Raw genomic sequence first — 22,931 nt, 5'->3', positions numbered from 1 at the left:
GTCATGCTCTCTTGTTTGCTGGCGCGGGGGTTGGCTGTGCCTGAATTTCAATAAGCGTCGGCCCGCCAGTCGCGGTGGCCTCGCGCAGCGCATCTGCAACGGCGCCGGCTTGCGTATCGCAGCGCCAGAAGGGCAAGCCGCAGGATTGTGCGACGGCGGCAAAGTCCGGCGGGGCCGGGTCACATCCGACGACACTTACCCCCGCATCCTGCATGGAGGTGGCGATTTCTTGATAGCCGTGGTTGTTCCAGATGATGAAGCAAATCGGCAGGTTTTCTTGCACCGCGCACATCAGTTCCGGCAGGCTGAACTGCGCGCCGCCATCGCCAGCGATGCAGATCACCGGCGTGTCGGGTGCCGCGAGCGCCGCCCCGATTGCCGCGGGGATGCCATAGCCAAGCGCGCCAAAGCCGGTGGCGGCGTTGAACCAGCCGCCGGGGCGGTCATGATCGTAATAAAGGTTGCCCGCATAGATTGGCTGGGTGGAATCGCCGACGATGATCGCCCCCGGAACGGCTCCGCGCAGTTCAGCGAGGGTGTCGCAAGCCGCACGCATCTCCGGGCCGATCTCTTCAAACGCCTCGCGGCGGGCCTTGGCCGCCCGCGCTGCCCCGTCTGGCGCGGCATCCCCGTCGACCGCGGCATTCAGCGCGTCAATTGCGAGTGCCGCATCGCCGTGGATCGACAGTTCGGCGGCATGGCGGGAAAGCTGCTCAGCGCAAATATCGACGCGGATGAGCCTTTGGAACTCGGGCATGGTGCCGGAGGCGTACATATCATAATCGGTCGGGCCCAATTCGGTGCCCAAGGCCAGCACCACGTCCGACTGCGCGATCAGTGCCCGCACGGCTTGCAGGCTGGGGCTGGCCGGAACGCCCAAAGGATGCTCGAACATTACGCCGCGGGCATTCACCGTTTGCACCACCGGCGCGCCTAGTTTTTCGGCGAGGGTTTGCAGGGCATTCCCGGCTTTTCGAGCCCCGCCGCCGGCAAGGATCAAAGGCGCCTTGCTCTGCGCCAATATCGCGGCGGCTTCTAAGATTTGCTCGGCAGACGGGGGGGTCACAGAGGTGGCAGAAATAGAGGGCGCTTCGGCGGTATAGGGCGCGCCGGCCACGTCCAGCGGTATCTCAAGATGTGTGGGGCCCGGTCGGCCTAACTGGAACGGCTCAAAGACCCGGTCGAGCATGGGGGCCAATTCATCGGCGGTCTCAACCCGCTCGGAGATCAGCGCGACGGTCCGTGCCATCGCCCGCTGATCCGGTAGCTCGTGCAGATGCCCCCTGCCCTTGCCAAGGCTGGGCAGCGTGTTGACGCCAGAGATCACCAGCATCGGCACAGAATCCGCGCGGGCTTGGCCCATTGCGGTCAGCGTGTTGGTCAGCCCCGGCCCCGTGATGACAAAGGCAACACCGGGTTTGCCGGAGACCCGTGCATAGCCATCCGCCATGAAGCCCGCGCCCTGTTCGTGCCGGGGCGTCACATGGCGGATGCCCGAGGCCGCCAAGCCCCGGTAAAGCTCGATCGTGTGCACCCCGGGGATGCCAAAGACACAGTCGACGCCGCGCTGTGAAAGCTGGGCGACCAGCGCTTCGCCGACACTGGTCATGCCGTTTCCAGTTGCAATTGCGCCGCGTGCCGGATGATCCGGTCACAGGCCGCATCAAAGGCCGCGTCGCCGGTCGTCAGCGCCACACGCACCCAAGCATCGAGCGTTTCCCCAAAGGACGCACCGGGCATGACCGCCACGCCAGCCTGCTCAAGCAGGTGCATGGCATAGTCGGTGCCGCGCATTCCGGTGGCCGACACGTCGATCATTGCAAACATGCCCGCATCCGGTTGGTGCACCTTCAACGGGCTCTCTTGCGACAGCCGGCGGTGCAAACGCTCGGCGCGGGCGGCAAAGCGTTGCTTCATCCCTTCAGCCACGGGCGACCCCTCGCGCACTGCTTTTTCGGTCATGTCAGCGATAAAGGGCTGGTTGCCGAAAAGCATGGTCTCCGACAGCGGCAAGAGAGCCTCGGTAAAGGCTTCGGGGCCGATGCACCAACCGCTGCGAAAGCCCGGTGCGGCGTGGGATTTTGAGATCGATGAGACGACGATGGTGCGGTCAGCCAGCTGCGGACGCCACAGAGGCGAGCAGAATTCAGAGGTGTCAAAGATCAGTTCTTCGTACACTTCATCAGAGATAATCCACAGGTCATGGGCAATGGCCAGTTCACCAAGCGCGTCAATCTCTGCCCGGGTCAGGACCGCGCCGGTGGGGTTATGCGGCGTGGTCAGCAAGATCGCCGTGGTCTGCGGGGTAATCCTTGCGGCGATGTCATCCGCATGAAGGCGAAAGCCGTTTTCCGGGCGCAGCGGGACGGGCACCATCTCGGCACCGCTGGAGCGGATCACCCCTTCATAAGTGGCATACATCGGATCGCCGACCAGAACCTGCTGCCCCGCCTCGGCCACGCCCAACAGCACGGCATAAAGCGCCGTCTGCGTGCCGGGAAAACACATGGCTTGGTCCGGCGTGATGCGACGGCCCGCGCGGTGCGAATATCGTTCGGCCAATGCAGCGCGCAGACCTGTCTCACCCCGACCGTCAGAATAACCAGTGCGGCCCCGGCGCATTGCATCGGCCGCGACATCCATAAGCGCGTCGGGGGTCGGCACGTCCGGCTCGCCGATGGTCAGCTCGATAATATCACGGCCCTGTGCGGCAAGCTCGCGGGCCTTTAGATGCACTTCCCATTTTGCGCCGCCAAGACCTGCCAGCCGTCGGGTGATATCTGTCGTTCTCATGTCTGTTGCCCTGCTATTGTGAGGTCTATCCCGAGGAGCGCTCCGACGGAGCGAATTCCGATTTCTGAAAGCTCATCCGGCGCGAAAGCGCTCGGTAGAACACCGCCTTCCATCCACAATCCATCGATCACGGCGTTGCAGGCGATGGCCAAATGGTGCAGTTCTTGTGCTGTGGGGGGCTGATCCGCCTCGTTCAATACGGCTGCGATCAGCGCCTCAAGGCGGTTGCGGAAATTGTAATAGGTCCGTTTGTGACTTTCGCGCATCTGCGCGTCGTCATGGACCTTGGTGAGAAACCCCGCCCAAAGGCTGACCGACCCCGCGTCGACAACCGGCGGCGTCAGGCTGCCGACGACGAAAGCCGCCAACCGTGCCACCGGCGCGCTACAGTCGCCTTCCGCGAAGGCCGATGTCAGGTCGGTGAGCCGGTCCATGTGATGCTCATAGGCCGCGGTAATCAGGTCTTCTTTCGACGAAAAGTGGTGCCTAATCATACCCTGTGACACGTCAGCACGGGCCGCGATTGCCCGGACCGTCGCGGCCTGAACACCCTTTTCGGCGATCAGCGACAGAGTGGCCCTTATCAGGGCCTCCCTGCGGTGCTCCGCTGGCTCACGTTTGAATTTAGGCGTGCTGTCCGACACAGGCGATTTCCGAACTTCCTAATTATACACTTGCATTATTACGAAATACGGGCCTTACTACAAGACAGAAATTTGGGACACATCAAATGAGGGGCGCAGACGCTTTGCAAAGAAAGCCGGTCAGAGCCACACAAGCAGCCGAAGACGCCAATGCCGATCGCGCAGAGGAGAATGAGGCCATAAGAATTACCGACCTACACAAATCCTTCGGCGCGTTGGAGGTTCTCAAAGGTGTCTCACTGACCGCGAAAAAGGGCGATGTTGTCGCCATCATCGGCGGCAGCGGGTCGGGCAAATCCACCTGCCTGCGCTGCATCAATTTCCTCGAAACCCCAAGTGCGGGTCAGATCATCGTTAACGGTGAAGAGATCAAGATGCGCCAAGACGGCTCCCCCGTTGACCGCCGCCAGATCGAGCGCATCCGAACCCGCCTTGGCATGGTGTTTCAGGCATTCAACCTCTGGACCCACCGCACCCTGCTGGAAAACGTCATTGAGGTGCCGGTCCATGTTCTCAAAGTGCCGCGGGACGAGGCCATCAAGCGCGCACGGGTGCTGCTAGACCGGGTCGGACTGGGCGATAAGGCTGATACCTTCCCTGCGTTTCTGTCAGGAGGACAGCAGCAACGCGCGGCAATTGCCCGCGCCCTTGCGGTGGAACCCAGCGTGATGCTGTTTGACGAACCCACCAGCGCGCTTGACCCCGAGTTGGTGGGTGAGGTGCTCACGGTTATCCGCGATTTGGCTGCCGAAGGGCGCACCATGCTGCTTGTCACCCACGAGATGAAATTCGCGCGCGAGGTGGCGACGCATGTCGTCTACCTTTTTGAGGGGCGCATCGAAGAACAAGGCCCGCCGGAAGAGCTTTTCGGCAACCCTCAATCCGCCCGGCTGCGGCAGTTTTTGCAGACAGTCGGCTAAACCACCAAGAAAAAAACAGGGAGACTACCAATGACATTTAAGAAACTCATGACGAGTGCGATCGCGACAGCAGTGCTGAGCGCCGGTGCCGTGGCCGCCGAAGAGGTCAAGATCGGCATCGCAGCCGAGCCCTACCCGCCCTTCGCCTCTCTCAATGCCTCCGGCGAATGGGAAGGCTGGGAAGTTGAGATCATCGACGCGGTCTGCAAAGCGGCCGAGTTGGACTGTGTGATCACCCCCGTGGCTTGGGACGGCATCATCCCCTCGCTGACAGGCCAGCAGGTCGATGCGATCATGGCCTCCATGTCGATCACCGAAGAACGTCAGAAAACGATCGATTTCTCTGATCCCTACTACAACACGCCCGCGGTGATCGTGGCGGATAAGTCGATGAACATCGAACCTACGGCCGAGTCGCTGGCCGGTAAGATCATCGGCATTCAAGCCTCAACAATCCACCAAGCCTATGCCAATGAATATTTCGGCGATGCGGCGGAAATCCGGGTCTATCAGACGCAAGACGAAGCCAATCAGGATCTGGTCTCGGGTCGGATTGATGCCACGCAGGCCGACAGCATCGCCATGGCGGATTTCGTTAACTCCGACATCGGCACCTGCTGCGAGATCAAAGGATCGGTGGAGAATGACGAGGCCATCTTGGGCCAAGGTGTCGGCGCTGGCGTGCGCAAGGGTGATGACGCGCTGCGGGAAAGCCTGAACAAAGGCATCGCGCAGATCCTCGAAGATGGCACCCACGAAGAGATCACCGGGCGCTATTTCGATACCAGCATCTACGCAGAGTAAGCGCCCATCGTGGAGATGATCTTCGAAACGCTCGGGCTTGCCGAGAGTGCGCAACTACTGTCCCTCAGCCCGCCGGGCTGGGGCGGCAACCTGTTGCGCGGGCTTGCGAACTCTCTGCAAATCGCATTTGGCGCTTTTGGGTTCGGTCTGCTGATCGGGCTTTTTGGGGCCTATGGCAAGCTTTATGGCGGGGTGGTCCTGCGCGACCTCCTCGCCGTTTATACGACTGTGATCCGGGCCGTGCCGGAACTGGTGCTGATCTTGATCCTCTATTACGTCGGCACCGATCTCATTAACAAAGTCTCGGGCGCCATGGGCTATGGCCGGGTCGAGATTAGCGGTGTCGTCGCCGGGATCTGGGTGCTCGGCGTGGTGCAGGGCGCCTATGCCACCGAGGTGCTGCGCGGCGCGATCCAAGCCGTGCCCGCGGGCCAGATTGAGGCCGCGCGCGCTTACGGGATGCCGCCGCTGATGCTGCTGCGCCGCGTGACGATCCCCGCGATGATGTCCTTTGCCACGCCGGGTCTGGCGAACCTGTGGTTGATTGCAACCAAAGACACGGCGCTTCTGGCCATCGTCGGCTTCAGCGAATTGACGCTGGAGACCCGACAGGCCGCCGCCAGCACGCGCGCCTATTTCACCTTCTTCCTCGCCGCGGGCGCGCTTTATTTAATCGTGACGCTATGTTCTGGCGCGGTCTTTGCCCGGATCGAAAAATGGGCGCGCCGTGGTCAGCCGTCGCTGAAAGGAGCGGGCCGATGATCCCCTTTCGCGCACTGATGCAGCCCCACCGCATTGTCATGCTGGCGCTTTTGCTGGCTGTGGTCATCTGGTGCGCCGTGGCGCTGCGGTGGGATTGGATACCGGAATATGCCCCGCTGGCGTTGGAAGGGCTCTGGCGCACGATCTGGATACTGGTCGTCACCTGCGTGCTGGGCTTTCTTCTGGCGATTCCGCTGGGCCTCGCGCAGGCCATCGGGCCTTGGTACCTGTCTGCCCCTGCCCGGATATTCTGCACCGTCATCCGTGGCACGCCCCTGCTCTTGCAGATCTGGCTGCTCTATTACGGCCTCGGCTCGCTGTTCCCGCAAATCCCTTGGATCCGCGGCAGTGAACTCTGGCCCTACCTGCGCCAAGCTTGGCCCTATGCGGTGCTGGCGCTGACGCTGTCTTATGCGGGCTACGAAGGCGAGGTCATGCGGGGCGCATTTTCAAGTGTGAACAAGGGGCAGCTTGAGGCTGCAAACGCATTCGGCATGCCGCGTTTCACCATGTTCCGCCGCATCTGGCTGCCGCAGGCGATCCGCAACGTCCTGCCGACATTGGGCGGTGAAACCATCCTGCAGCTCAAGGCCACACCTCTGGTGGCGACAATCACGGTGGTCGAGCTTTATGCCGTGTCCTCGCGTGTGCGCTCGGACACGTTTATCGTCTATGAACCGCTGATCTTGTTGGCTGTGTTTTACATGATCATCGCCGGGGTCATCGCCTTGTTGTTTCGGCGTTTTGAGAGCCAAGTGCCGGGATAGCGGCGGCGCAGTTGGATGGGATCCAACTTCTCAGACGAGATCGAGAACGCGATCAGTCCGCCCTCAAATCCATGGGCGTCGTGCCAAACTGGGCCTTGAAGGCGCGTGTCATGGCACTTGCGTTTTCGTAACCGCAGCGGGTGGCGATCTCAGAGATCGACAGGTTGGTGCCTTCGGCCAAGCTTTTCGCGGCGATCAGGCGTCGGTGCCGATAGACTTGGCCCGGCGTCGCATTCAAACTGCGCGCGAACCGTCTTTGCAGGCTTTTCAGCGAACACCCCAAGTGACGCGTAATGGTCGGAATTGGCACCGGTGCTTCGATAGTCTCATCCATAAGGACAAGCGCCCGAGACACAAGTTTGGACCGCCCCGATATGTTGTCGGGCTGCCCAAACGGCTGATCGCTTTGATGCAAGAAAAGCGACGCGACATCGAGCCGTGTGATCTCGCCGCAGTGCGCCCCGATCAACGTCAAAACCAGATCAAAGGACGCCATGGCACCACCGCAGGTGATCCGATTGCCATCAATGACAAACCGCTCTTGCCGGGCATCTACCTGCGGAAATGTCTCTGAAAAGCTTTCGAATAGATGTCCGTGGATGGTCGCGGGCCTGTCGTCCAACAGCCCTGCAGCCGCCAGCAACCAAGCCCCCATATCGAGCCCCACCAGACATTTCGCATTCGCGCAAAGCCCCCGCAGCGCGGACAGCACCCGACTGCTGCTCAACGCAAGGTGACCATAGCTGGCGGTCACCATGAGGTAATCAGTGGGGGGCTTTGTCGCCGTGGCCAATTCGGTCTGTACCAACATCCCGCTTGAAGACCGCACAAGCCCCCCCTCAAGCGAAAGCAGGCGCCAGTCATATCGCGCCTGCCCGGTGATGCTGTTCGCGGCGCGAAACGGCTCCAAAGTGTTGGCCAGACAATGGTTCGAGAAACCATCGAACAGCAGAATGTCGATCTTAACCGTTTCGCCTGATGATATTGTCTTTTCCTGCATGTTTCTGTCTAGCACTGCACATGTCCGCCGATCAATCCGGGTAGTCTGCAGATAAGCCTAAAAGGAGACCAAGATGCCCCTGCAGATGACCCGTGAGGTCTTTATCACCTGCGCCGTGACCGGATCCGGCAGCAGCCAAGATCGGTCACCCCATGTTCCCCGCAGCCCTGAACAGATCGCCAATTCAGCCATCGCCGCCGCCAAAGCGGGTGCGGCGATTGTGCACTGCCACGTGCGCGACCCCGAGACTGGCGTGCCCTCACGCGATCCGAAACTCTACCGCGAAGTGACCGACCGCATCCGCGATGCCGAGGTCGACGTGGTGCTGAACCTCACCGCAGGCATGGGCGGCGACATCGTCTTTGGCCCGCCCTCCGCGCCGCTGCCGCTGAACGATGCCACCGATATGGTCAGCGCCGAAGAACGGCTGGCGCATATCGAAGACTGCCTGCCCGAGATATGCACCCTCGACTGCGGCACGATGAATTTTGCCGAAGCTGACTATGTGATGACCAACACGCCCGGCATGCTGACAACGATGGGCGCGCGGATGGAAGCGCTTGGCGTGAAGCCAGAGATCGAAGCCTTTGATACCGGCCACCTTTGGTATGCGAAACAACTGGTTAAAGACGGTGTGTTGTCTTCGCCCGCGCTGGTGCAGCTCTGCATGGGCATCCCATGGGGCGCGCCCAATGACCTGAACACCTTTATGGCAATGGTTAACAATGTGCCTGACGACTGGAACTGGTCCGCCTTTTCAATCGGCCGTGACGAGATGCCCTATGTGGCCGCATCGGTCTTGGCAGGGGGCCATGTGCGCGTCGGGCTTGAGGATAATCTGTGGCTCGGCAAAGGCGAGCTCGCCACCAACGAAGCGCTTGTGTCTCGGGCCGTCACCATCATTGAAAACATGGGGGCAACCGTCATGGGCCCTGATGCCGTACGCCAAAAACTGGGCCTGACCAAGCAGGCACCGCGATGACCAAGATAGCAGCAATCATCGGCGGTGGTGTCATTGGCGGCGGCTGGGCCGCGCGCTTTGCCTTGTCCGGATGGAACGTCACCATTTTTGACCCCGATCCCGAAGCCGAACGCAAAATCAGCGAAGTCATGGCAAACGCGCGCCGGTCCCTGCCCGCCTTGTCCGAGGGGGCACTGCCGCCCGAAGGTCAGGTACAAATCGTCCCCACATTGGCCGACGCAGTCGCAGAGGCCGACTGGATTCAGGAAAGCGCGCCGGAACGGCTTGAGATGAAGCACAAGATCTTCGCCGAAATTCAGTCCCACTGCCGCAAAGACGCGCTGATCGGCTCTTCAACCTCGGGCTTCAAACCGTCCGAACTGCAGCAAGGGGCGCTTCGCCCCAATCAGATTTTCGTCGCACACCCGTTCAACCCGGTCTATTTGTTGCCGCTTATCGAACTGGTCGGTGACGACGCCACGACCACGCGCGCGCAGGCGGTGCTTACTGAAATCGGCATGAAGCCTCTAAAACTACGCAAGGAAATCGACGCGCATGTGGCTGATCGTTTTCTCGAAGCGGTCTGGCGCGAGGCGCTTTGGCTGATCAAGGACGGCATCGCCACGACCGAGGAAATCGATGACGCCATCCGTTTCGGCTTTGGTCTGCGTTGGGGGCAGATGGGCCTGTTTGAAACCTACCGCGTGGCGGGCGGCGAGGCTGGGATGGCCCATTTCATCGAACAGTTCGGGCCCTGCCTGCAATGGCCTTGGACCAAGTTGATGGACGTGCCCGAACTGACCGATGATTTGGTACAGAAGATCGCCAGCCAATCGGACGCGCAATCCGGTGCCCATACGATTCGAGAGCTTGAACGCATTCGCGACGACAACCTGGTGTCCATGATGCGGTCCCTGAAGGGGCGTGATTGGGGTGCAGGGGCGTTGTTGAACGCGCATGACGCCCGCCTCGAGGGCAAAGCCGACCCCGACTTCACCAAACCCATCATCACTGTCGCCCGCGCCATTCCAATCGATTGGACGGATTACAACGGGCACATGAACGAAAGCCGCTATGGGCAGCTGTGGTCTGACGCCGCCGATGCACTCATGCGCATGATCGGGGCCGACGACGCCTATATCAAATCCGGCTTTAGTTACTTTACCGCCGATACTCATACCAAGTTCCTCAATGAATGCCACGCAGGCGACAACGTCACCGTTGTCACGACCATTCTTGAGGGTGCGGGTAAAAAGCTGCGGCTGTTCCACGAATTGAAAAGCGCCGCTGGTGATGTGGTGGCGACCTGCAACCAGTTCCTGCTGCACGTCAGTCTAGAAACCCGCAAATCATGCGACCCTGCGGCGCATGTCAGCGACAAGCTCGCCTCCATCATCGCGGCACAAGCCGCCTTGCCCAAGCCGGAGCCTAGCTGATGCATTTTGGATTGACCGAAGAGCAAGAGATGATCGTTTCCACCGTGCGGTCCTTTGTCGAAAACGAAATATACCCCCACGAGGCAGAGGTAGAGCGCACTGGCGAAGTCCACCATGACATCGCGCATGCGATCAAACAAAAGACGCTGGATCTGGGGTTTTATGCCTGCAACTTCCCCGAAAGCGTTGGCGGGGCTGGCCTCTCGCATCTTGAATTTGCGCTGGTTGAACGCGAACTGGGCCGCGGCTCTATGGCGTTGAACCATTTTTTCGGGCGGCCGCAGAATATCTTGATGGCCTGCAAGGACGATCAGATTGAACGCTATCTTACCCCCGCCATTCGCGGCGAAAAGATGGATGCGCTGGCCATGACCGAACCCGATGCAGGGTCCGATGTCCGCGGCATGAAATGTACAGCCAAACGCGATGGCGGTGACTGGGTTCTGAACGGAACCAAGCATTTCATCTCTGGCGCGGATCATGCAGATTTCGTGATCGTCTTTATGGCAACCGGCGAAGACGACACGCCGCGCGGCCCCAAAAAACGCATCACGACCTTTCTGGTCGACCGCGGCACGCCCGGCTTCACCATCCGCGATGGCTACAAATCCGTCTCGCACCGTGGCTACAAAAACATGATCCTCGAATTTGACAACTGCCGCCTGCCGGATGCTCAGGTTCTGGGCGAGGTCGATGGCGGCTTTGCGGTGATGAACGAATGGCTTTACGCCACGCGGATCACGGTCGCTGCAATGTCTGTGGGCCGCGCACGACGTTGCTTTGACATGGCGTTGAATTACGCGGCTGAGCGCAAACAGTTTGGTCAGCAGATCGGCAAGTATCAGGGCATCAGCTTTCAGCTTGCCGACATGATCACCGAAATTGATGCCGCCGAGTACCTGACATTGGCGGCGGCGTGGCGGCTGGATCAAAACCTGACTGCGAACCGCGAAATCGCCAGTGCCAAGCTCTACGCGTCGGAAATGCTGGCGCGGGTGACAGATGCTACCCTGCAAATCTTTGGCGGCATGGGCTTGATGGATGACTTCCCCATTGAACGGTTCTGGCGGGACGCGCGGGTCGAACGGATCTGGGATGGCACATCTGAAATCCAGCGCCACATCATCAGCCGCGATCTCTTGCGCCCCCTTGGCGCCTAGGGTCACGGGTATGGGTGATCTTGAGCGCCTCCTTCGCCCCCGCTCCATCGCCGTTGTCGGCGGCGGGGCGTGGTGCGACTCCGTGATCGAGCAAAACCAGAAGATCGGTTTCAAGGGTGATATCTGGCCCGTGCATCCCAAAAAGGACAGTGTTGGCGGCTTGCCGGCCTTTAAGACGCTTGCCGATTTACCAAATGCGCCGGATGCGACGTTCATCGGAGTGAACCGCCGCGCAACCATCGATCTGGTCGGCGAGCTGAACCAGATGGGTGCCGGGGGCGCCGTGTGTTTTGCAAGCGGCTTCAAAGAAACCGCCGACGGTGCGGATTTGAATGACCAATTGTTGGCCGCAGCAGGGGGAATGCCCATTCTGGGGCCGAATTGCTACGGGGTTCTGAATGCCGTGGATCAGGTGGCGCTTTGGCCGGATCAACATGGGCTGGTGCCCGTTGAACGCGGCGTGGCGATCTTGGCGCAGTCGTCCAACATCGCGATCAACCTCACGATGCAACAACGCGGGTTGCCCATTGCCTATACCATCACCGCGGGCAATCAGGCCCAGCAAGGGCTTGCCCGCATCGCCCAAACTGTCATCCGCGACGCCCGCGTGACCGCACTTGGCCTTTACATCGAAAGCTTTGGCGACATCGCGGATTTTGAAGAACTGGCGCGGCTGTCGCAGGCGCTCGGCAAGCCGATTGTGGCGCTGAAGGTTGGCCGGTCGCAGGAATCACAATTGGCGACCATTTCGCACACCGCCTCGCTCGCAGGCAGCAGCGCGGGATCGGATGCGGTATTGGCGCGGCTTGGCATTGCGCGGGTCGGTTCCCCCGCTGCGCTGCTTGAGACGTTAAAGCTGTTTCACTGCCATGGCCGCCTGTCCGGAGGGCGCATTGCGTCGCTAAGCTGCTCGGGCGGCGAGGCGAGCGTCATGGCGGATACCGCGGCGCATTATGGTCTGGCCTTCCCGCCCCTGACATCTGCTCAAACAGATACGCTTTCCCAGCACCTCAGTTCGCTAGTCAATCTGACGAACCCTTTGGATTATCACACACAAATCTGGCGCGATAAGGCCGCCATGACAGCCGTGTTTGCGGCCATGACGGGCGATGATATCGACCTGACCCTTGTGGTGCTTGATTTCCCGCGCCTAGACAGCTGTGCCGCCGATGATTGGATGATTGCAATCGAGGCGATCGAAGAGGCAGCCCGTCAAACGGGCCGTCCCTTTGGGGTGGTTGGGTCCATCGTCGAAAACCTGCCCGAAGCAATTGCAAAACGGTTGCTTGGCGCGGGGATCGTGCCGCTGTGCGACTTTGGCACGGCCTGCGAAGCGATCAGCGCGGCGCGCATGCCGCCGCGCCAAAATCACCAACCCCTGCTACCTGCCCCCAGCTTCGCAACGACGATCACGGTCACCGAAGGCGATGCCAAACGGACCCTTGCGGCATACGGCTTGGATATCCCCACAAGCCGTGCGGGCATCGCCCCTGCAGATGTGATCGCTTGCGCCGAAAAGATCGGTTTTCCTGTGGTTTTGAAGGGCGAAGGTGTCGCCCATAAAACCGAAACCGGCGCGGTAAAGCTAAACCTCACTGACGCGGAACAAGTCAGCGCGGCGGCGCAGGCAATGCAGGCCGAAACCTTCCTAGTCGAAGAAATGATCACCGGCACGGTCGCGGAGCTTTTGCTAGGCATCGTCGCGGACCCCGCCCATGGGTTTGTCCTGACATTGGCCGCGGGCGGCACCCTGACGGAAATTCTGGAGGACGGTCAATCCTTGCTGCTGCCCACCACGGACACAGATATTCGCCACGCCTTGGGCCGATTAAGAATTCACCCCCTGTTAAGCGGCTATCGCGGTAATGAGCCAGGCAACATAGACGCCATTGTTGACGCGACCCTGAAGCTGCAAAACTTCGTCACCGACCACGCCGGCGAAATTGCCGAAATCGAAATCAATCCCCTCATCTGTACAAAAGACCGCGCGATCATCGCCGATACGCTTTTGGTGAAAGGAACATTATGACAAGCCCCGTTAAAACGCGCCGAGAGGGTGCCGTGCTCGAAATCACTCTGGATCGCCCAAAGGCCAATGCCATTGACCTCCACACCAGCCGGATCTTGGGTGAAACCTTTGCCGCCTTTCGTGACGACCCTGATTTACGGGTTGCGATTATCACAGGCGCGGGGCCGAAATTCTTCTGCCCCGGTTGGGATTTGAAAGCCGCCGCGGATGGCGACGAGGTGGATGGCGATTACGGCGTAGGCGGCTTTGGCGGCCTGCAAGAATTGCGCGACATGAACAAACCGGTGATCGCTGCGGTAAACGGGATTTGCTGTGGCGGCGGACTTGAACTGGCGCTGTCTGCAGACGTTATCCTAGCAGCAGATCATGCCAGTTTCGCGCTGCCCGAAATCACCTCCGGCACGGTGGCTGATGCCGCCTCCATCAAATTGCCAAAGCGCATTCCCTATCATATCGCAATGGAGATGCTGCTCACGGGCCGCTGGCTGGACGCCGAAGAAGCCAACCGCTGGGGGTTTGTGAACCACGTTCATGCGGCAGATGAACTGATGGCGCAGGCCTGGGATATGGCACGCCTTTTGGCCTCGGGCCCGCCGCTGGTCTATGCCGCAATCAAGGAAATCGTGCGGGATGCTGAGGATAGCAACTTTCAGGACAGCATGAACCGGGTCACCAAACGCCAGCTAAAGACTGTCGATGTGCTTTATGGGTCGGAGGATAACGCCGAAGGTGCGCGGGCCTTTGCTGAAAAGCGGGACCCGGTCTGGAAAGGGCGCTAAGAGCGTTGCATCCGGGCTTTCACCGGCTCTCGCGGGGCTATAGGTCCCGCGCCACCTGAACGGCCCACGCAACGAACGATTGAGCCGCGGCTTTCCTGCTCCCGGATGTGGACGACGGGGTAAAATAGCCGGTCCCAGAATCACTCTAGCGTTTTCCATGAGATTGCACGCTGCTGGCGAGAAAAACATCCCAATCCAAGGAAACGCAGTCGGAAATGTTAGCGCAAACCGTCACCCGTAACAGAAACGCAGATCAGTCGGATCGACTAAATGACTGGATTTTATGGCGGACCCTAGAGGATTCGAACCTCTGGCCTCTGCCTTAGGAGGGCGCAGGCCTGATGCTAAATGCACTGAAATTGCTCAGTTTTTTATCAGTTTCCTTTACCCATTTGCACTGATTTCGAGGGGTTTCTGTGCGTATCTGTGCGGCCGACTGACCCCATTGCCGCGGCTTGTTTCTGCATGTGATGCGGGCTGTGATGCCAGTAAGTCTTCCGTATCGTGTCCGGCGAGGTGCTGAAGTATTCTGAAGCGTCTTCAATGCTGCCGCCGGATCTTATGAACAAGGTTATAGCTGTATGTTTGATGCCGTGAGGGGTGATGCGACGGACGCCAGCCTTTTCGCATGCTGTTGTGAGTGCCTTCTCGATATCGCCGATAGGTCGGCCTGGATATCGAGTGTGCTCAACAACGTAATCCCAATCGAAGAGGCGATCCCACCTCTTCAGGTGAGCCATGAGTCGTGCAGGGATCCGATGAGGCTTTCTGTCTTTGCGGGTCCTTTGTTCATCATCGCCGCGCCGCCACCAAATTTCCTGATCGAGATCAAGCCAAGGTCCATCCCTACGCTTCGCGCGCGTCGTGTTGCTGACAGTGCGGGGTCGCGATCCAGTGTAGAATTGGCACAGTGCCAAGCGTGCAGCATGCTTGGTGCGCTTTTGTCGCCAGAGATGCCAGAGCACCGCGGCGAACTCATCTCTTGTGAGCCAATCCGGCCGCGGCTCTGTCTCAGCTGGCAGCCAAACGTCCGGGACCTTCGTCAACCGCGAACGGCTGTAATTCAAGGCCGCCCTCATCGTCGAAAGCTCGCGCCTGACTGTTGATCGACTCCTGCCGATCTTTTGTCTCTGTTTCAGATATGCTTTGCAGTTTTCTTCTGTAACATCCTGGACAGTCTTACCGGTCCAAAACGATACCAGTGCTTCGGCGGCATGATCGAGACGATCTGGATCTGCTATCTCATCAGCCCGGCCAGCAGCATAGTCGCCGACAAGGACATTGACTGGTATCTGGTCTGGATCGACCGGAGCAGGCGCCCTGCCCCGCTCAGTCAGATATCTCGCGAGCGCCGCTTCTGCCGACGGGCGCGTGCTTGGGCCGCGAAGTCCGGTTCTTGTATCTTTTCCCCCGTCGCGGATAACCCACTCACCGGTATCTGGACGTTCATATAATCGGGCTGGCTTACGGGGTCGGGACCTTTTAGATACTCATCAAATCTATCGGCATGAACACGATAGAATTTACCAACGCGCCGCGCAATGAGGCGACCTTCGCGGATCTCACGATAGATCGTGCTTTTCGGAACGTCGAGCATCTCTGCAATTTCATCAACACTGTATGCAATTGGACGGTAAGATTTTGAAAATTCAGTTGGTTTCGATTCGAAAGACACGTGCGAGACTCCTCATTTTTGAGGAGATGCGTCTCTTGTGGTGAACCCAATAATTTGCGTGATTAAGGTTCGATATCTACCGTTGCAGGTCGGATGGCCACGAGATAGTGGATCGCCGTGCAGATGCTGACGACCAAAACGGATAGAAGCATTGCTTGGATCATGACGGGCTACCTGTTTTGCTTGCGAGGGCGTCCCCTCAGGCGGTTATGCCGGGGCGGCCGTTAATCTGGGGGCAGCCACATGCGAACGCTCAGCCGCAGTTTGCGGGGCGTCCGCCGGCACCCATGCGTCATCCATCAGATCCTCAATAAAGGTGCTGAGCAACTGAGTGCGTCCGGTGACGGCAGCCTTGCGATAAATCGCGTTTGTCTGCGCCTTGATCGTCCCTTCAGAGGTGCCGCGCAGGTCCGCAATGTCGCGGGTGCTCAGGCCCTTGACCAAAAACACCGCGACATCCCGCTCGGCGGGGGTCAGACGCCAATCGGTGAAATGCTGCGACATCACCAGTGAGAACTCCGAGGTGCATCGGCGCATCTTCTCTTCGGCGAGCCGGGCGCGTTGCAGACTTGTTCTAAGGGCGATCCAGCCAAGCGCCACGCCGAGGTTCAACCCGATGGCCAAGATCGTTTGCTGATACTCATGGCTCTGCCAGATCAGAAACTCAGGTTCCATTCCCATAGCGTCCAACAAGAAGCAGACGGTAAAGAAGATCGCCACAATGGCCTGTAGTGTTGCAATGGCCCAAAGGGCGATGGTTCCACGCGTTTTCATAGCTCGAAGTGCCTTATATTTTGGTGGAAAGAGCAGGGCCAGCCCGTTCGCCGGCCCTGCTGTCGGCGCTTACTTCATCGCTGTGACGGTCAGCTTGCCTTTCACACGGTCGGCCACGAATTCGATGTTCTGGCCTTCCTTCATTTTGGCGATCAACGCTTCATCGGCTTTGAACACCATGGTCATCGACGGCATGTCGAGGTTTTCAAGCGGGCCGTGAATGATGGTGACCTTCTTGCCCTTGGCGTCGACCTTTTTGATCTTGCCGGTGGAGTAGACCGCGGGCGCCTCTGGCGCGTCATCGGACTGTGCGACGGTGATCGGGCCATGCATGCCGGATTCGTAGTGGCCGGGGATCAGGCAGGCGAATTCAAACGTACCTTCGTTGGCGAAGGTCCAGATCACCTCGCCCTCCATGCCGGAGTCGAGACGCACCGAGTTCGGGTCATCATGCTCCATGTCCATCTTGGCCATGGATTCCTTGTGCTCGGCATTGCCTTCCATCGTGTCGATCACGAACTCATGCTCGATCTCGCCCTTGTTGGTGACGGCAAAGCGGATGGTCTCGCCTTCCTTGATGTCGAACGCGGCGGGCTCGAAAATCATCTCGCCGTCGTCGGTTTCGCGCATGGTCACGTCGATGGTGCGGTCCACGGCTTCGGCCTTGCCAGGCATGCCGATGGCCATCTCTTTGTGCATGTCGCCGTGACCGTCATCGTCATGACCGCCGCCATGGGTGCCCGCGGCAAAGGCGGGGGCGGTGATGAGAAGGCTGAGGGCGGTCGAAAGAAGAAGTTTGTTCATGGTGTTTCCTGTATGGTTTTAGAGGTCATTATGGTCCAAGGGCCGCTTAGCCCTTGGAGGTTGGTTTTGGCGTGATCTTGGTTTTAGGGCTGTGGTTCTGCGCGAACTCTGGCAGCTCGCCCGTCCATTCATACGCCTCGGTGCCCGGAGGGTTTTCATACCAGCCGGGATCTTCGTAGTCGTCCGCGTCGATGCCTTCGCGCACCTTCACGACCGAGAACATGCCGCCCATCTCCAGCGGGCCATGCGGCCCCCAACCGGCCATCATCGACACGGTGTTGTTAGGCAGCGGCATCGACATTTCGCCCATATCCGCCATGCCCGCCGTGCCCATGGGCATGAACTCGGGCTGCACGCGGCGAACCTGACGTGTCATGTTGGAACTGCTGGTGCCAATGAGCGTCGGCACGTCATGGCCCATGGCGTTCATCGTGTGGTGCGACTTGTGGCAATGGATTGCCCAGTCGCCCAGATGGTCGGCCACAAACTCATAGGCGCGCATGGCGCCCACAGGGATGTCGATGGAGACCTCGGGCCATTGCGCCGATTCCGGCACCCAGCCGCCATCGGTGCAGGTGACCTTGAAGTCATAGCCATGCATGTGGATCGGGTGGTTGGTCATCGTGAGGTTGCCCACGCGGACCCGTACCTTGTCACCCTGATTGACGACCAGCGGGTCGATGTCGGGGAAAATCCGGCTGTTCCAAGTCCACAGGTTGAAATCCGTCATCGTCATGATGCGCGGGATGTAGGTGCCCGGATCGATGTCAAAGGCGTTGAGCATGATCAGGAAGTCCCGATCAACACGCATAAAGTCCGGATCCTTGGGGTGAACCACGAACATGCCCATCATGCCCATCGCCATCTGCACCATCTCATCGCCATGCGGGTGGTACATGAAGGTGCCGGATTTGGTCAGATCGAACTCATAGACAAAAGTCTTGCCCGGCGGGATGCCGGGGTGGCTGAGCCCGCCGACGCCGTCCATGCCCGAGGGCAGGATCAGCCCGTGCCAATGCACCGTCGTATGCTCGGGCAAGCGATTGGTCACGTAGATGCGCACCCGGTCACCCTCGACCGCCTCAATGGTGGGGCCGGTGGACTGGCCGTTATACCCCCAGAGCCGTGCGACCATCCCGTCGGCCAGTTCGCGCTCCACCGGTTCTGCGACGAGATGGAATTCTTTCACACCGTTGTTCATCCGGTGCGGCAGGGTCCAGCCGTTGAGCGTGACCACGGGATTGTAATCCGGCCCGCTGGTGGGGCGGGTTGGCGATTGGGTCAGCGCACTGTCCATCACCGCGGCTTCGGGCAGGCCCATGTTCATGGTCTGGCCCCATGCTTTGGAGGACACGAGCGTTGCACCCGCAGCACCGGCCCCCAGCAGTTGACGTCTGTTCATCATCTGGTTGCTTCCTTGTCTCAATGTCCGGCGCCGCCACCGGCGGCGATTTGTGTCTCTCCACCGGCACCACCGCCGCCGCTGCCACCGCCATAGATCGCAGCCGTTAGACCAGCCGAAGCCAGCCAGAACTCACGCTTGGCATTGGCCGCTTCAAGCTGGCTCCCGATCCTTTCGCGGGCGTCATTCAGCAGGTCGAAGGTGCTGGTGATCATGCCGTTGTTGCTGAGCAGCGCTTCCTCATCGATGGTACGCCGCAGCGGCAGCACCACGTCCGAATAGTGCCGCGCAATCTGGTGGCTTGAGCGGTAGGCCGTGGCCGCAGCACGTGCTTCGGAGCGGACGTTCACCGCGCGTTCGGCCAGCACATTGGCCGCTTGCAGATAGCTAAGCTCGGCCTTGCGCAGCCGCGCTTTGCCGCTGTCGAAGATTGGGATCACGAACTCAAACTCGACCTGCGGTGACACGTTGGTTTCAATCTCGCCGTTCTCTTCCTCCCGTTCGATTTCGGCCCCGGCGATGACTTCGAGATCGGTCAGGGTACGGGTCGCATCGGTCAGGCCATAGGCTTTGGCCGTGGCCTCCAACCCCAGCCGGGCGACTTCCAGATCAACCCGATTGGCCAGTGCCAGCCGTTCGATGCCCCGGTGGCTGCTGACCGTGTTCGGCACACGCGGCAGGGCATCGGGCACGTAATAGGCCACGTCCTGCCCCCAAAGGCCCATAAGCCGGGTCAGTTGCTCCTTGGCCAATTGCGCGTCCAGCCGCGCCTGTGCCAATTGGCCCGCCATTTCGGCGTTGAACGCCTGCTCTCGGGCCTGCGCGGCTTTGTTGAGCGCGCCGGTCTTGCCCAGCTGCTGCGCCAGTTCCGCCGCCGCATCGGTGGTGACGGCCGCGCGTTTCAGATAGCTGACCGTTTCAAAGGCCGCGACCGCATTGACCCAAGCCTCGCGCGTTTCATTGGCCAGAGCCAGCGTGTCGCTGACGGCTTGCATCTGCGCGTGCTGGAACTCGGCCTCGGCAGCGGCGATGCGCTGTTTGCGGGTGCGGGCGTCCAGAAGGTTAACGGCGATCATGCTTTCCAAAGCACGGTAGAGCCCGACCTCAGGTGCGCCGATGCCCAAAAGACCGATGGAGACGACGGGGTTCTCGGGCGTGGACTGTTGCCATGCTTCCGCTGCCGACAGACCGATCTACGCGTAGGATGCCTGAAGCCCCTTGTTGTTCAACAGCGCAACCTGCACCGCGGTTTCGGCGCTAATCGTCTTGCCCTGCACCATGGCGCGGACCTGTTTGGAGGCGGCGACGGTCTCGGCCTGCGACTGCGCCCAGACGGTGCGCTTGCCGATGGCCTTGGAGGTGCGCGCTTCAACAGTGGCAAAGCCAGCATCACGGGCCGAGAAACTCACCGGCAGGTCCGTTGCCGTGCAGGCGCCCAAGATCAGTGGTGTAATGACTGCGGCGGTTTTCAATTTCCAACGCATCAGTGGTTCATCCCCTGCATATCCATCCCTTGCATAGGTGCCTGTTCAGCGTTCAATCGTCGCCAATCGAGCGGCTCCACCACGCCGCGACGACGGTAGCCTGCAAAGGGTTGCTCTTCGGCGGTCGTGGCACTGCCGCGCGTGCTGTTGTCGGCGGCGGTCATCGCGGCGACTTCGGGCAGAGGCGTGGGCTGCTGCACATAGGCGGCTGTGACGTCTGGAAATGGGGGGAGCGTCGAGGCGCAAGCCCCAAGGGTCAGGGACATCGCCCCTGCAATCAGTGGTAATTTCATTGGTTTTTTTGCCTGAGAATGAGGTGATCTTACCCGCAGCCAGACGCCGCAGATGCAAAGGCCGTCAGGGGGCCGGGATCAACTCAGGCTTGAGGCGGGCGCAATTGGCCCGTGGGCTGGCCAGAGGCGACAGAATGCGACACGCTGGCATATTCAACGGATCGCACGGCCGTTATCTTGGCGTCCTGCGATGCGGTCAGCGCCGCCGTCAGACAGATGCCACCACAGCAAGGCTCGCCTTCGAAACTTTCTGGTATGTCTGTCAGATCAGGTAGCGCGGCAACATCCTGTTGCAGTTCTGACGCTGCGGTCATCTGGTGGCCCGCGTGATGCGCCGCCTGCTCGCTTTCGTGCATTCCGCTTTCGGCATGAACCGAAGAGGGCGGAAGCAGCAACAGACCACAGGCCAAAACCACACCCAGAAGGGCGCGGCAGAGGTCTGATATGTTTGCCAGAGCACGCATAGGGGTTAGCAATGTCGTAAGTCGCAGAGCCTGTCAACGTGTCCAGCGCTGGAAGGATTGCGGTTTTCTGGCGGAAACCGGCCTAAAGTGCGGGGCAGCGGATTGGCGTTCCGACCCAAAGAAGAGGCCAAAGGCGCTGGCTACGGTGCCAGAGCGCAATGGGCATTCGGTTCGAAACGCCTACTTCGACGCCTTTTGCAAAAGACCAATCAACTCTTCAAACTTGGCGCGTTGTTCTTCCGGGTCGCCGCTGGCAATCGCAGCCTCGACGCAATGTTGGGCGTGGTTATCCAGCACAAGCTTTTCGACCCCCAGAACGGCGGATCGGATGGCCGCAGTCTGTGCTAAGATGTCCATGCAGTAGCGGTCGGCCTCCACCATTTTAGCGATGCCGCGCACTTGCCCTTCGAGCCTTGATAGGCGGTCCAGCGTCTTTTCCTTGTTAGCCTTCATGAGGCGTCGCTCCAATTGAGATTTGTTGCCAACCGAAAAATATACCCCATATGGGTATAAAACGAAGGCACACAATGGCAATTTAGGAGGACAATACAATGGATTCAAAGAATAATCACGACGATAGCACAAGCAGTGGCTATGGCCGGTTCTTTGCGATGATCGGCACCTCGACGGTCGTAATGTATGGCCTGATGTATCTTAACACTTATGCCCTTGACCATGTCTTCTTCTCGCAGACGCGAATGTGGATGGCGCTCTATATGGGCGGGATAATGGCAATCATCATGCTCGCCTTCATGCTCGGCATGTATTCCAATCGAAAGACGAATTTTGCAATCTTCACTGGGGCTGCCATCGCCTTTGCGGCTGGCGTCTACTTGGTCCGGTCGCAAGATACGGTAGGCGACACCGCGTGGATGAAAGCCATGATCCCGCACCATTCAATCGCGATCCTGACCAGCGAACGCGCAAACCTGTCCGATCCGCGCGTGCGCGAGTTGGCCGACGCGATCATCAAGGCACAGCGCAGCGAGATCGAAGAGATGAAGCTTTATATCGAAGACATCGAAGCCAACGGGGATGCAGCGCCTGGCACGCCCCGCACCAAACCCTAAGATAAAGGAGCATATCATGCCATGTGACACCCGAGATGTCGCAGACGTAACAGCTGACCCAGCCGCATCCGCGACAGGGAAAACCGCCGTGCTCTACCGCATGGCCCTGCCAAACCACCTGTGCCCGTCAGGGCAGAAGGCGCGATGGCTTTTGGAGCGCAAGGGCTACGAGGTCGATGACCGCCTGTTCCGCGCGCGGTCCGAAGTCGACGCGTTCAAGGCGCAATACGATGTTCCCACGACCCCTCAAGTCTGGATCGAAGGGAAGCGCATTGGCGGCTATGACGCCCTGCGCCAAGAACTTACCGGCTACGACCCTGCGTTGACCACCTACAATCCCGTGATCTATCTCTTTGCCGTAGCCGCCGCGACAGCGCTTGCTCTGTCCATCGGCTTTCTCGGCGCGATCACGTGGCAGACGCTCGGTTGGTTCATTTCGGTCTCGATGATCCTACTGGGGATGCAGAAGCTGCGTGATATTGAAAGCTTCACTACGATGTTCCTCAACTACGACCTGCTGGCACGCAAATGGGTGCCATATGCCTACGTTTATCCATGGGTTGAAACCGGGGCGGGCGTGTTGATGACCGGGATGTTGCTAACCTCAATTGCCGCCCCAGCCGCTCTCTTCATAGCCACGGTTGGCGCAGTAAGCGTGTTCAAGGCCGTCTACATCGACAAGCGCGAGTTGAAATGCGCCTGCGTTGGCGGCAATTCGAACGTGCCTCTCGGATTTGTGAGCCTGTCCGAAAATCTGATGATGATGGGCATGGCCATCGTGATGTTGGCCAAGATGTTTACCTGAAGGTCGGGCGCAGCATCTTGCGCTTAGCTCAAGTTCACAGGGCGGAAATGGTCAACTGAAGCAAACGTGCATGGCACAAGTGTTTGTCTCAGCTTTGTTCGCATA

The 22,931-nt window shown here is 59.7% G+C and carries 22 protein-coding genes and 1 pseudogene; 11 read left to right on the top strand and 12 right to left on the bottom strand.

Going from position 1 to position 22,931, the window contains the following annotated elements:
- Position 1: 1 nt before the first annotated feature.
- From T8A63_RS08680 to T8A63_RS08670, 3 genes are read right to left on the bottom strand one after another with little or no spacing between them, the layout of a single operon-like run.
- A complete protein-coding gene (locus tag T8A63_RS08680) occupies positions 2–1,609 on the bottom strand; it encodes a 5-guanidino-2-oxopentanoate decarboxylase (RefSeq protein WP_322345557.1) in 1,608 nt (535 codons plus the stop codon).
- Positions 1,606–2,793 carry a pyridoxal phosphate-dependent aminotransferase gene (locus tag T8A63_RS08675; protein WP_067626313.1) on the bottom strand — a complete coding sequence of 396 codons (1,188 nt, stop codon included), beginning with the start codon at positions 2,791–2,793 and terminating at the stop codon, positions 1,606–1,608. The genes T8A63_RS08680 and T8A63_RS08675 overlap by 4 nt, the downstream gene beginning before the upstream one ends.
- Entirely contained in the window at positions 2,790–3,437 is a 648-nt protein-coding gene (locus T8A63_RS08670; RefSeq protein WP_322345555.1) for a TetR/AcrR family transcriptional regulator, read from the bottom strand. Before T8A63_RS08670 ends, T8A63_RS08675 begins: the two co-directional genes overlap by 4 nt.
- 86 nt (positions 3,438–3,523) lie before the next feature.
- Here T8A63_RS08670 and T8A63_RS08665 point away from each other — a divergent pair, with 86 nt between their 5' ends.
- From T8A63_RS08665 to T8A63_RS08650, 4 genes are read left to right on the top strand one after another with little or no spacing between them, the layout of a single operon-like run.
- On the top strand, positions 3,524–4,357 hold the full coding sequence (locus T8A63_RS08665; protein WP_082849357.1) for an ABC transporter ATP-binding protein: 834 nt from the start codon (positions 3,524–3,526) through the stop codon (positions 4,355–4,357).
- Positions 4,358–4,387: 30 nt separating this feature from the next.
- Positions 4,388–5,161, top strand: coding sequence for a transporter substrate-binding domain-containing protein (locus T8A63_RS08660; RefSeq protein ID WP_322345552.1), 774 nt, complete (start codon positions 4,388–4,390; stop codon positions 5,159–5,161).
- A 15-nt stretch (positions 5,162–5,176) separates the two neighbouring features.
- Positions 5,177–5,923, top strand: a complete 747-nt coding sequence (locus T8A63_RS08655) for an ABC transporter permease (protein ID WP_386283966.1) — start codon at positions 5,177–5,179, stop codon at positions 5,921–5,923.
- Positions 5,920–6,690, top strand: coding sequence for an ABC transporter permease (locus T8A63_RS08650; protein WP_322345550.1), 771 nt, complete (start codon positions 5,920–5,922; stop codon positions 6,688–6,690). Before T8A63_RS08655 ends, T8A63_RS08650 begins: the two co-directional genes overlap by 4 nt.
- 52 nt (positions 6,691–6,742) lie before the next feature.
- On the opposite strand, the gene T8A63_RS08645 is transcribed toward T8A63_RS08650, so the two are convergent.
- Positions 6,743–7,690, bottom strand: coding sequence for a GlxA family transcriptional regulator (locus T8A63_RS08645; protein ID WP_322345548.1), 948 nt, complete (start codon positions 7,688–7,690; stop codon positions 6,743–6,745).
- 73 nt (positions 7,691–7,763) lie between these two features.
- On the opposite strand from T8A63_RS08645, the gene T8A63_RS08640 reads away from it, so the two are divergent.
- Genes T8A63_RS08640 through T8A63_RS08620 form a run of 5 tightly spaced genes read left to right on the top strand, consistent with a single transcriptional unit; the run spans position 7,764 to position 14,055 of the window.
- Positions 7,764–8,672: a 3-keto-5-aminohexanoate cleavage protein gene (locus tag T8A63_RS08640; RefSeq protein ID WP_067626325.1), complete on the top strand. Its 909-nt coding sequence runs from the start codon at positions 7,764–7,766 to the stop codon at positions 8,670–8,672.
- Positions 8,669–10,087 (top strand): carnitine 3-dehydrogenase, encoded by a 1,419-nt coding sequence (locus T8A63_RS08635; RefSeq protein WP_322345545.1) that lies wholly within the window; start codon positions 8,669–8,671, stop codon positions 10,085–10,087. The genes T8A63_RS08640 and T8A63_RS08635 overlap by 4 nt, the downstream gene beginning before the upstream one ends.
- Positions 10,087–11,247 (top strand): acyl-CoA dehydrogenase family protein, encoded by a 1,161-nt coding sequence (locus T8A63_RS08630; protein ID WP_322345544.1) that lies wholly within the window; start codon positions 10,087–10,089, stop codon positions 11,245–11,247. The genes T8A63_RS08635 and T8A63_RS08630 overlap by 1 nt, the downstream gene beginning before the upstream one ends.
- Positions 11,248–11,257: 10 nt before the next feature.
- Positions 11,258–13,276 carry an acetate--CoA ligase family protein gene (locus T8A63_RS08625; protein WP_322345542.1) on the top strand — a complete coding sequence of 673 codons (2,019 nt, stop codon included), beginning with the start codon at positions 11,258–11,260 and terminating at the stop codon, positions 13,274–13,276.
- Positions 13,273–14,055 carry a carnitinyl-CoA dehydratase gene (locus T8A63_RS08620; RefSeq protein WP_322345539.1) on the top strand — a complete coding sequence of 261 codons (783 nt, stop codon included), beginning with the start codon at positions 13,273–13,275 and terminating at the stop codon, positions 14,053–14,055. Before T8A63_RS08625 ends, T8A63_RS08620 begins: the two co-directional genes overlap by 4 nt.
- Before the next feature lie 1,333 nt (positions 14,056–15,388).
- On the opposite strand, the gene T8A63_RS08615 is transcribed toward T8A63_RS08620, so the two are convergent.
- The 8 genes and pseudogenes from T8A63_RS08615 to T8A63_RS08580 form a co-directional block, all read right to left on the bottom strand.
- Positions 15,389–15,730, bottom strand: coding sequence for a helix-turn-helix domain-containing protein (locus tag T8A63_RS08615; protein ID WP_150120074.1), 342 nt, complete (start codon positions 15,728–15,730; stop codon positions 15,389–15,391).
- A 207-nt stretch (positions 15,731–15,937) separates the two neighbouring features.
- Positions 15,938–16,504, bottom strand: a complete 567-nt coding sequence (locus T8A63_RS08610; protein ID WP_322345537.1) for a helix-turn-helix transcriptional regulator — start codon at positions 16,502–16,504, stop codon at positions 15,938–15,940.
- A gap of 69 nt (positions 16,505–16,573) precedes the next feature.
- A complete protein-coding gene (locus T8A63_RS08605; RefSeq protein WP_322345535.1) occupies positions 16,574–17,308 on the bottom strand; it encodes a copper-binding protein in 735 nt (244 codons plus the stop codon).
- A 46-nt stretch (positions 17,309–17,354) separates the two neighbouring features.
- Complete coding sequence (locus T8A63_RS08600) at positions 17,355–18,713, bottom strand: copper oxidase (protein ID WP_322345533.1); 1,359 nt, start codon at positions 18,711–18,713, stop codon at positions 17,355–17,357.
- 17 nt (positions 18,714–18,730) lie between these two features.
- A pseudogene (locus tag T8A63_RS08595) lies at positions 18,731–20,194 on the bottom strand (TolC family protein).
- Positions 20,194–20,487 carry a hypothetical protein gene (locus T8A63_RS08590; protein WP_082849457.1) on the bottom strand — a complete coding sequence of 98 codons (294 nt, stop codon included), beginning with the start codon at positions 20,485–20,487 and terminating at the stop codon, positions 20,194–20,196. The pseudogene T8A63_RS08595 and the gene T8A63_RS08590 overlap by 1 nt, the downstream one beginning before the upstream one ends.
- Positions 20,488–20,570: 83 nt before the next feature.
- A complete protein-coding gene (locus T8A63_RS08585) occupies positions 20,571–20,951 on the bottom strand; it encodes a hypothetical protein (RefSeq protein WP_322345531.1) in 381 nt (126 codons plus the stop codon).
- Positions 20,952–21,131: 180 nt separating this feature from the next.
- On the bottom strand, positions 21,132–21,404 hold the full coding sequence (locus T8A63_RS08580; protein WP_322345530.1) for a metal-sensitive transcriptional regulator: 273 nt from the start codon (positions 21,402–21,404) through the stop codon (positions 21,132–21,134).
- A 98-nt stretch (positions 21,405–21,502) separates the two neighbouring features.
- Between T8A63_RS08580 and T8A63_RS08575 the strand changes: the two genes are divergently transcribed.
- Together T8A63_RS08575 and T8A63_RS08570 are read left to right on the top strand one after the other, a co-directional pair.
- A complete protein-coding gene (locus T8A63_RS08575; RefSeq protein WP_300058315.1) occupies positions 21,503–22,021 on the top strand; it encodes a DUF305 domain-containing protein in 519 nt (172 codons plus the stop codon).
- 16 nt (positions 22,022–22,037) lie between these two features.
- Complete coding sequence (locus tag T8A63_RS08570) at positions 22,038–22,826, top strand: MauE/DoxX family redox-associated membrane protein (RefSeq protein ID WP_322345529.1); 789 nt, start codon at positions 22,038–22,040, stop codon at positions 22,824–22,826.
- Positions 22,827–22,931 lie beyond the last annotated feature (105 nt).

This window comes from Sulfitobacter sp. OXR-159, from assembly GCF_034377145.1.
GTDB lineage: Bacteria > Pseudomonadota > Alphaproteobacteria > Rhodobacterales > Rhodobacteraceae > Sulfitobacter.
The sequence above is the reverse complement of the archived record's forward strand: the minus strand, read 5'-3'. Positions and strand labels throughout refer to the sequence as shown.

What these genes read in the sequence shown, in the direction of transcription:
- T8A63_RS08680 (WP_322345557.1), bottom strand. Translation starts at nt 1,609, where the DNA reads ATGACCAGTGTCGGCGAAGCGCTGGTCGCCCAGCTTTCACAGCGCGGC.
- T8A63_RS08675 (WP_067626313.1), bottom strand. Translation starts at nt 2,793, where the DNA reads ATGAGAACGACAGATATCACCCGACGGCTGGCAGGTCTTGGCGGCGCA.
- T8A63_RS08665 (WP_082849357.1), top strand. Translation starts at nt 3,524, where the DNA reads ATGAGGGGCGCAGACGCTTTGCAAAGAAAGCCGGTCAGAGCCACACAA.
- T8A63_RS08660 (WP_322345552.1), top strand. Translation starts at nt 4,388, where the DNA reads ATGACATTTAAGAAACTCATGACGAGTGCGATCGCGACAGCAGTGCTG.
- T8A63_RS08655 (WP_386283966.1), top strand. Translation starts at nt 5,177, where the DNA reads ATGATCTTCGAAACGCTCGGGCTTGCCGAGAGTGCGCAACTACTGTCC.
- T8A63_RS08650 (WP_322345550.1), top strand. Translation starts at nt 5,920, where the DNA reads ATGATCCCCTTTCGCGCACTGATGCAGCCCCACCGCATTGTCATGCTG.
- T8A63_RS08645 (WP_322345548.1), bottom strand. Translation starts at nt 7,690, where the DNA reads ATGCAGGAAAAGACAATATCATCAGGCGAAACGGTTAAGATCGACATT.
- T8A63_RS08640 (WP_067626325.1), top strand. Translation starts at nt 7,764, where the DNA reads ATGCCCCTGCAGATGACCCGTGAGGTCTTTATCACCTGCGCCGTGACC.
- T8A63_RS08635 (WP_322345545.1), top strand. Translation starts at nt 8,669, where the DNA reads ATGACCAAGATAGCAGCAATCATCGGCGGTGGTGTCATTGGCGGCGGC.
- T8A63_RS08630 (WP_322345544.1), top strand. Translation starts at nt 10,087, where the DNA reads ATGCATTTTGGATTGACCGAAGAGCAAGAGATGATCGTTTCCACCGTG.
- T8A63_RS08625 (WP_322345542.1), top strand. Translation starts at nt 11,258, where the DNA reads ATGGGTGATCTTGAGCGCCTCCTTCGCCCCCGCTCCATCGCCGTTGTC.
- T8A63_RS08620 (WP_322345539.1), top strand. Translation starts at nt 13,273, where the DNA reads ATGACAAGCCCCGTTAAAACGCGCCGAGAGGGTGCCGTGCTCGAAATC.
- T8A63_RS08610 (WP_322345537.1), bottom strand. Translation starts at nt 16,504, where the DNA reads ATGAAAACGCGTGGAACCATCGCCCTTTGGGCCATTGCAACACTACAG.
- T8A63_RS08605 (WP_322345535.1), bottom strand. Translation starts at nt 17,308, where the DNA reads ATGAACAAACTTCTTCTTTCGACCGCCCTCAGCCTTCTCATCACCGCC.
- T8A63_RS08600 (WP_322345533.1), bottom strand. Translation starts at nt 18,713, where the DNA reads ATGATGAACAGACGTCAACTGCTGGGGGCCGGTGCTGCGGGTGCAACG.
- T8A63_RS08590 (WP_082849457.1), bottom strand. Translation starts at nt 20,487, where the DNA reads ATGAAATTACCACTGATTGCAGGGGCGATGTCCCTGACCCTTGGGGCT.
- T8A63_RS08585 (WP_322345531.1), bottom strand. Translation starts at nt 20,951, where the DNA reads ATGCGTGCTCTGGCAAACATATCAGACCTCTGCCGCGCCCTTCTGGGT.
- T8A63_RS08580 (WP_322345530.1), bottom strand. Translation starts at nt 21,404, where the DNA reads ATGAAGGCTAACAAGGAAAAGACGCTGGACCGCCTATCAAGGCTCGAA.
- T8A63_RS08575 (WP_300058315.1), top strand. Translation starts at nt 21,503, where the DNA reads ATGGATTCAAAGAATAATCACGACGATAGCACAAGCAGTGGCTATGGC.
- T8A63_RS08570 (WP_322345529.1), top strand. Translation starts at nt 22,038, where the DNA reads ATGCCATGTGACACCCGAGATGTCGCAGACGTAACAGCTGACCCAGCC.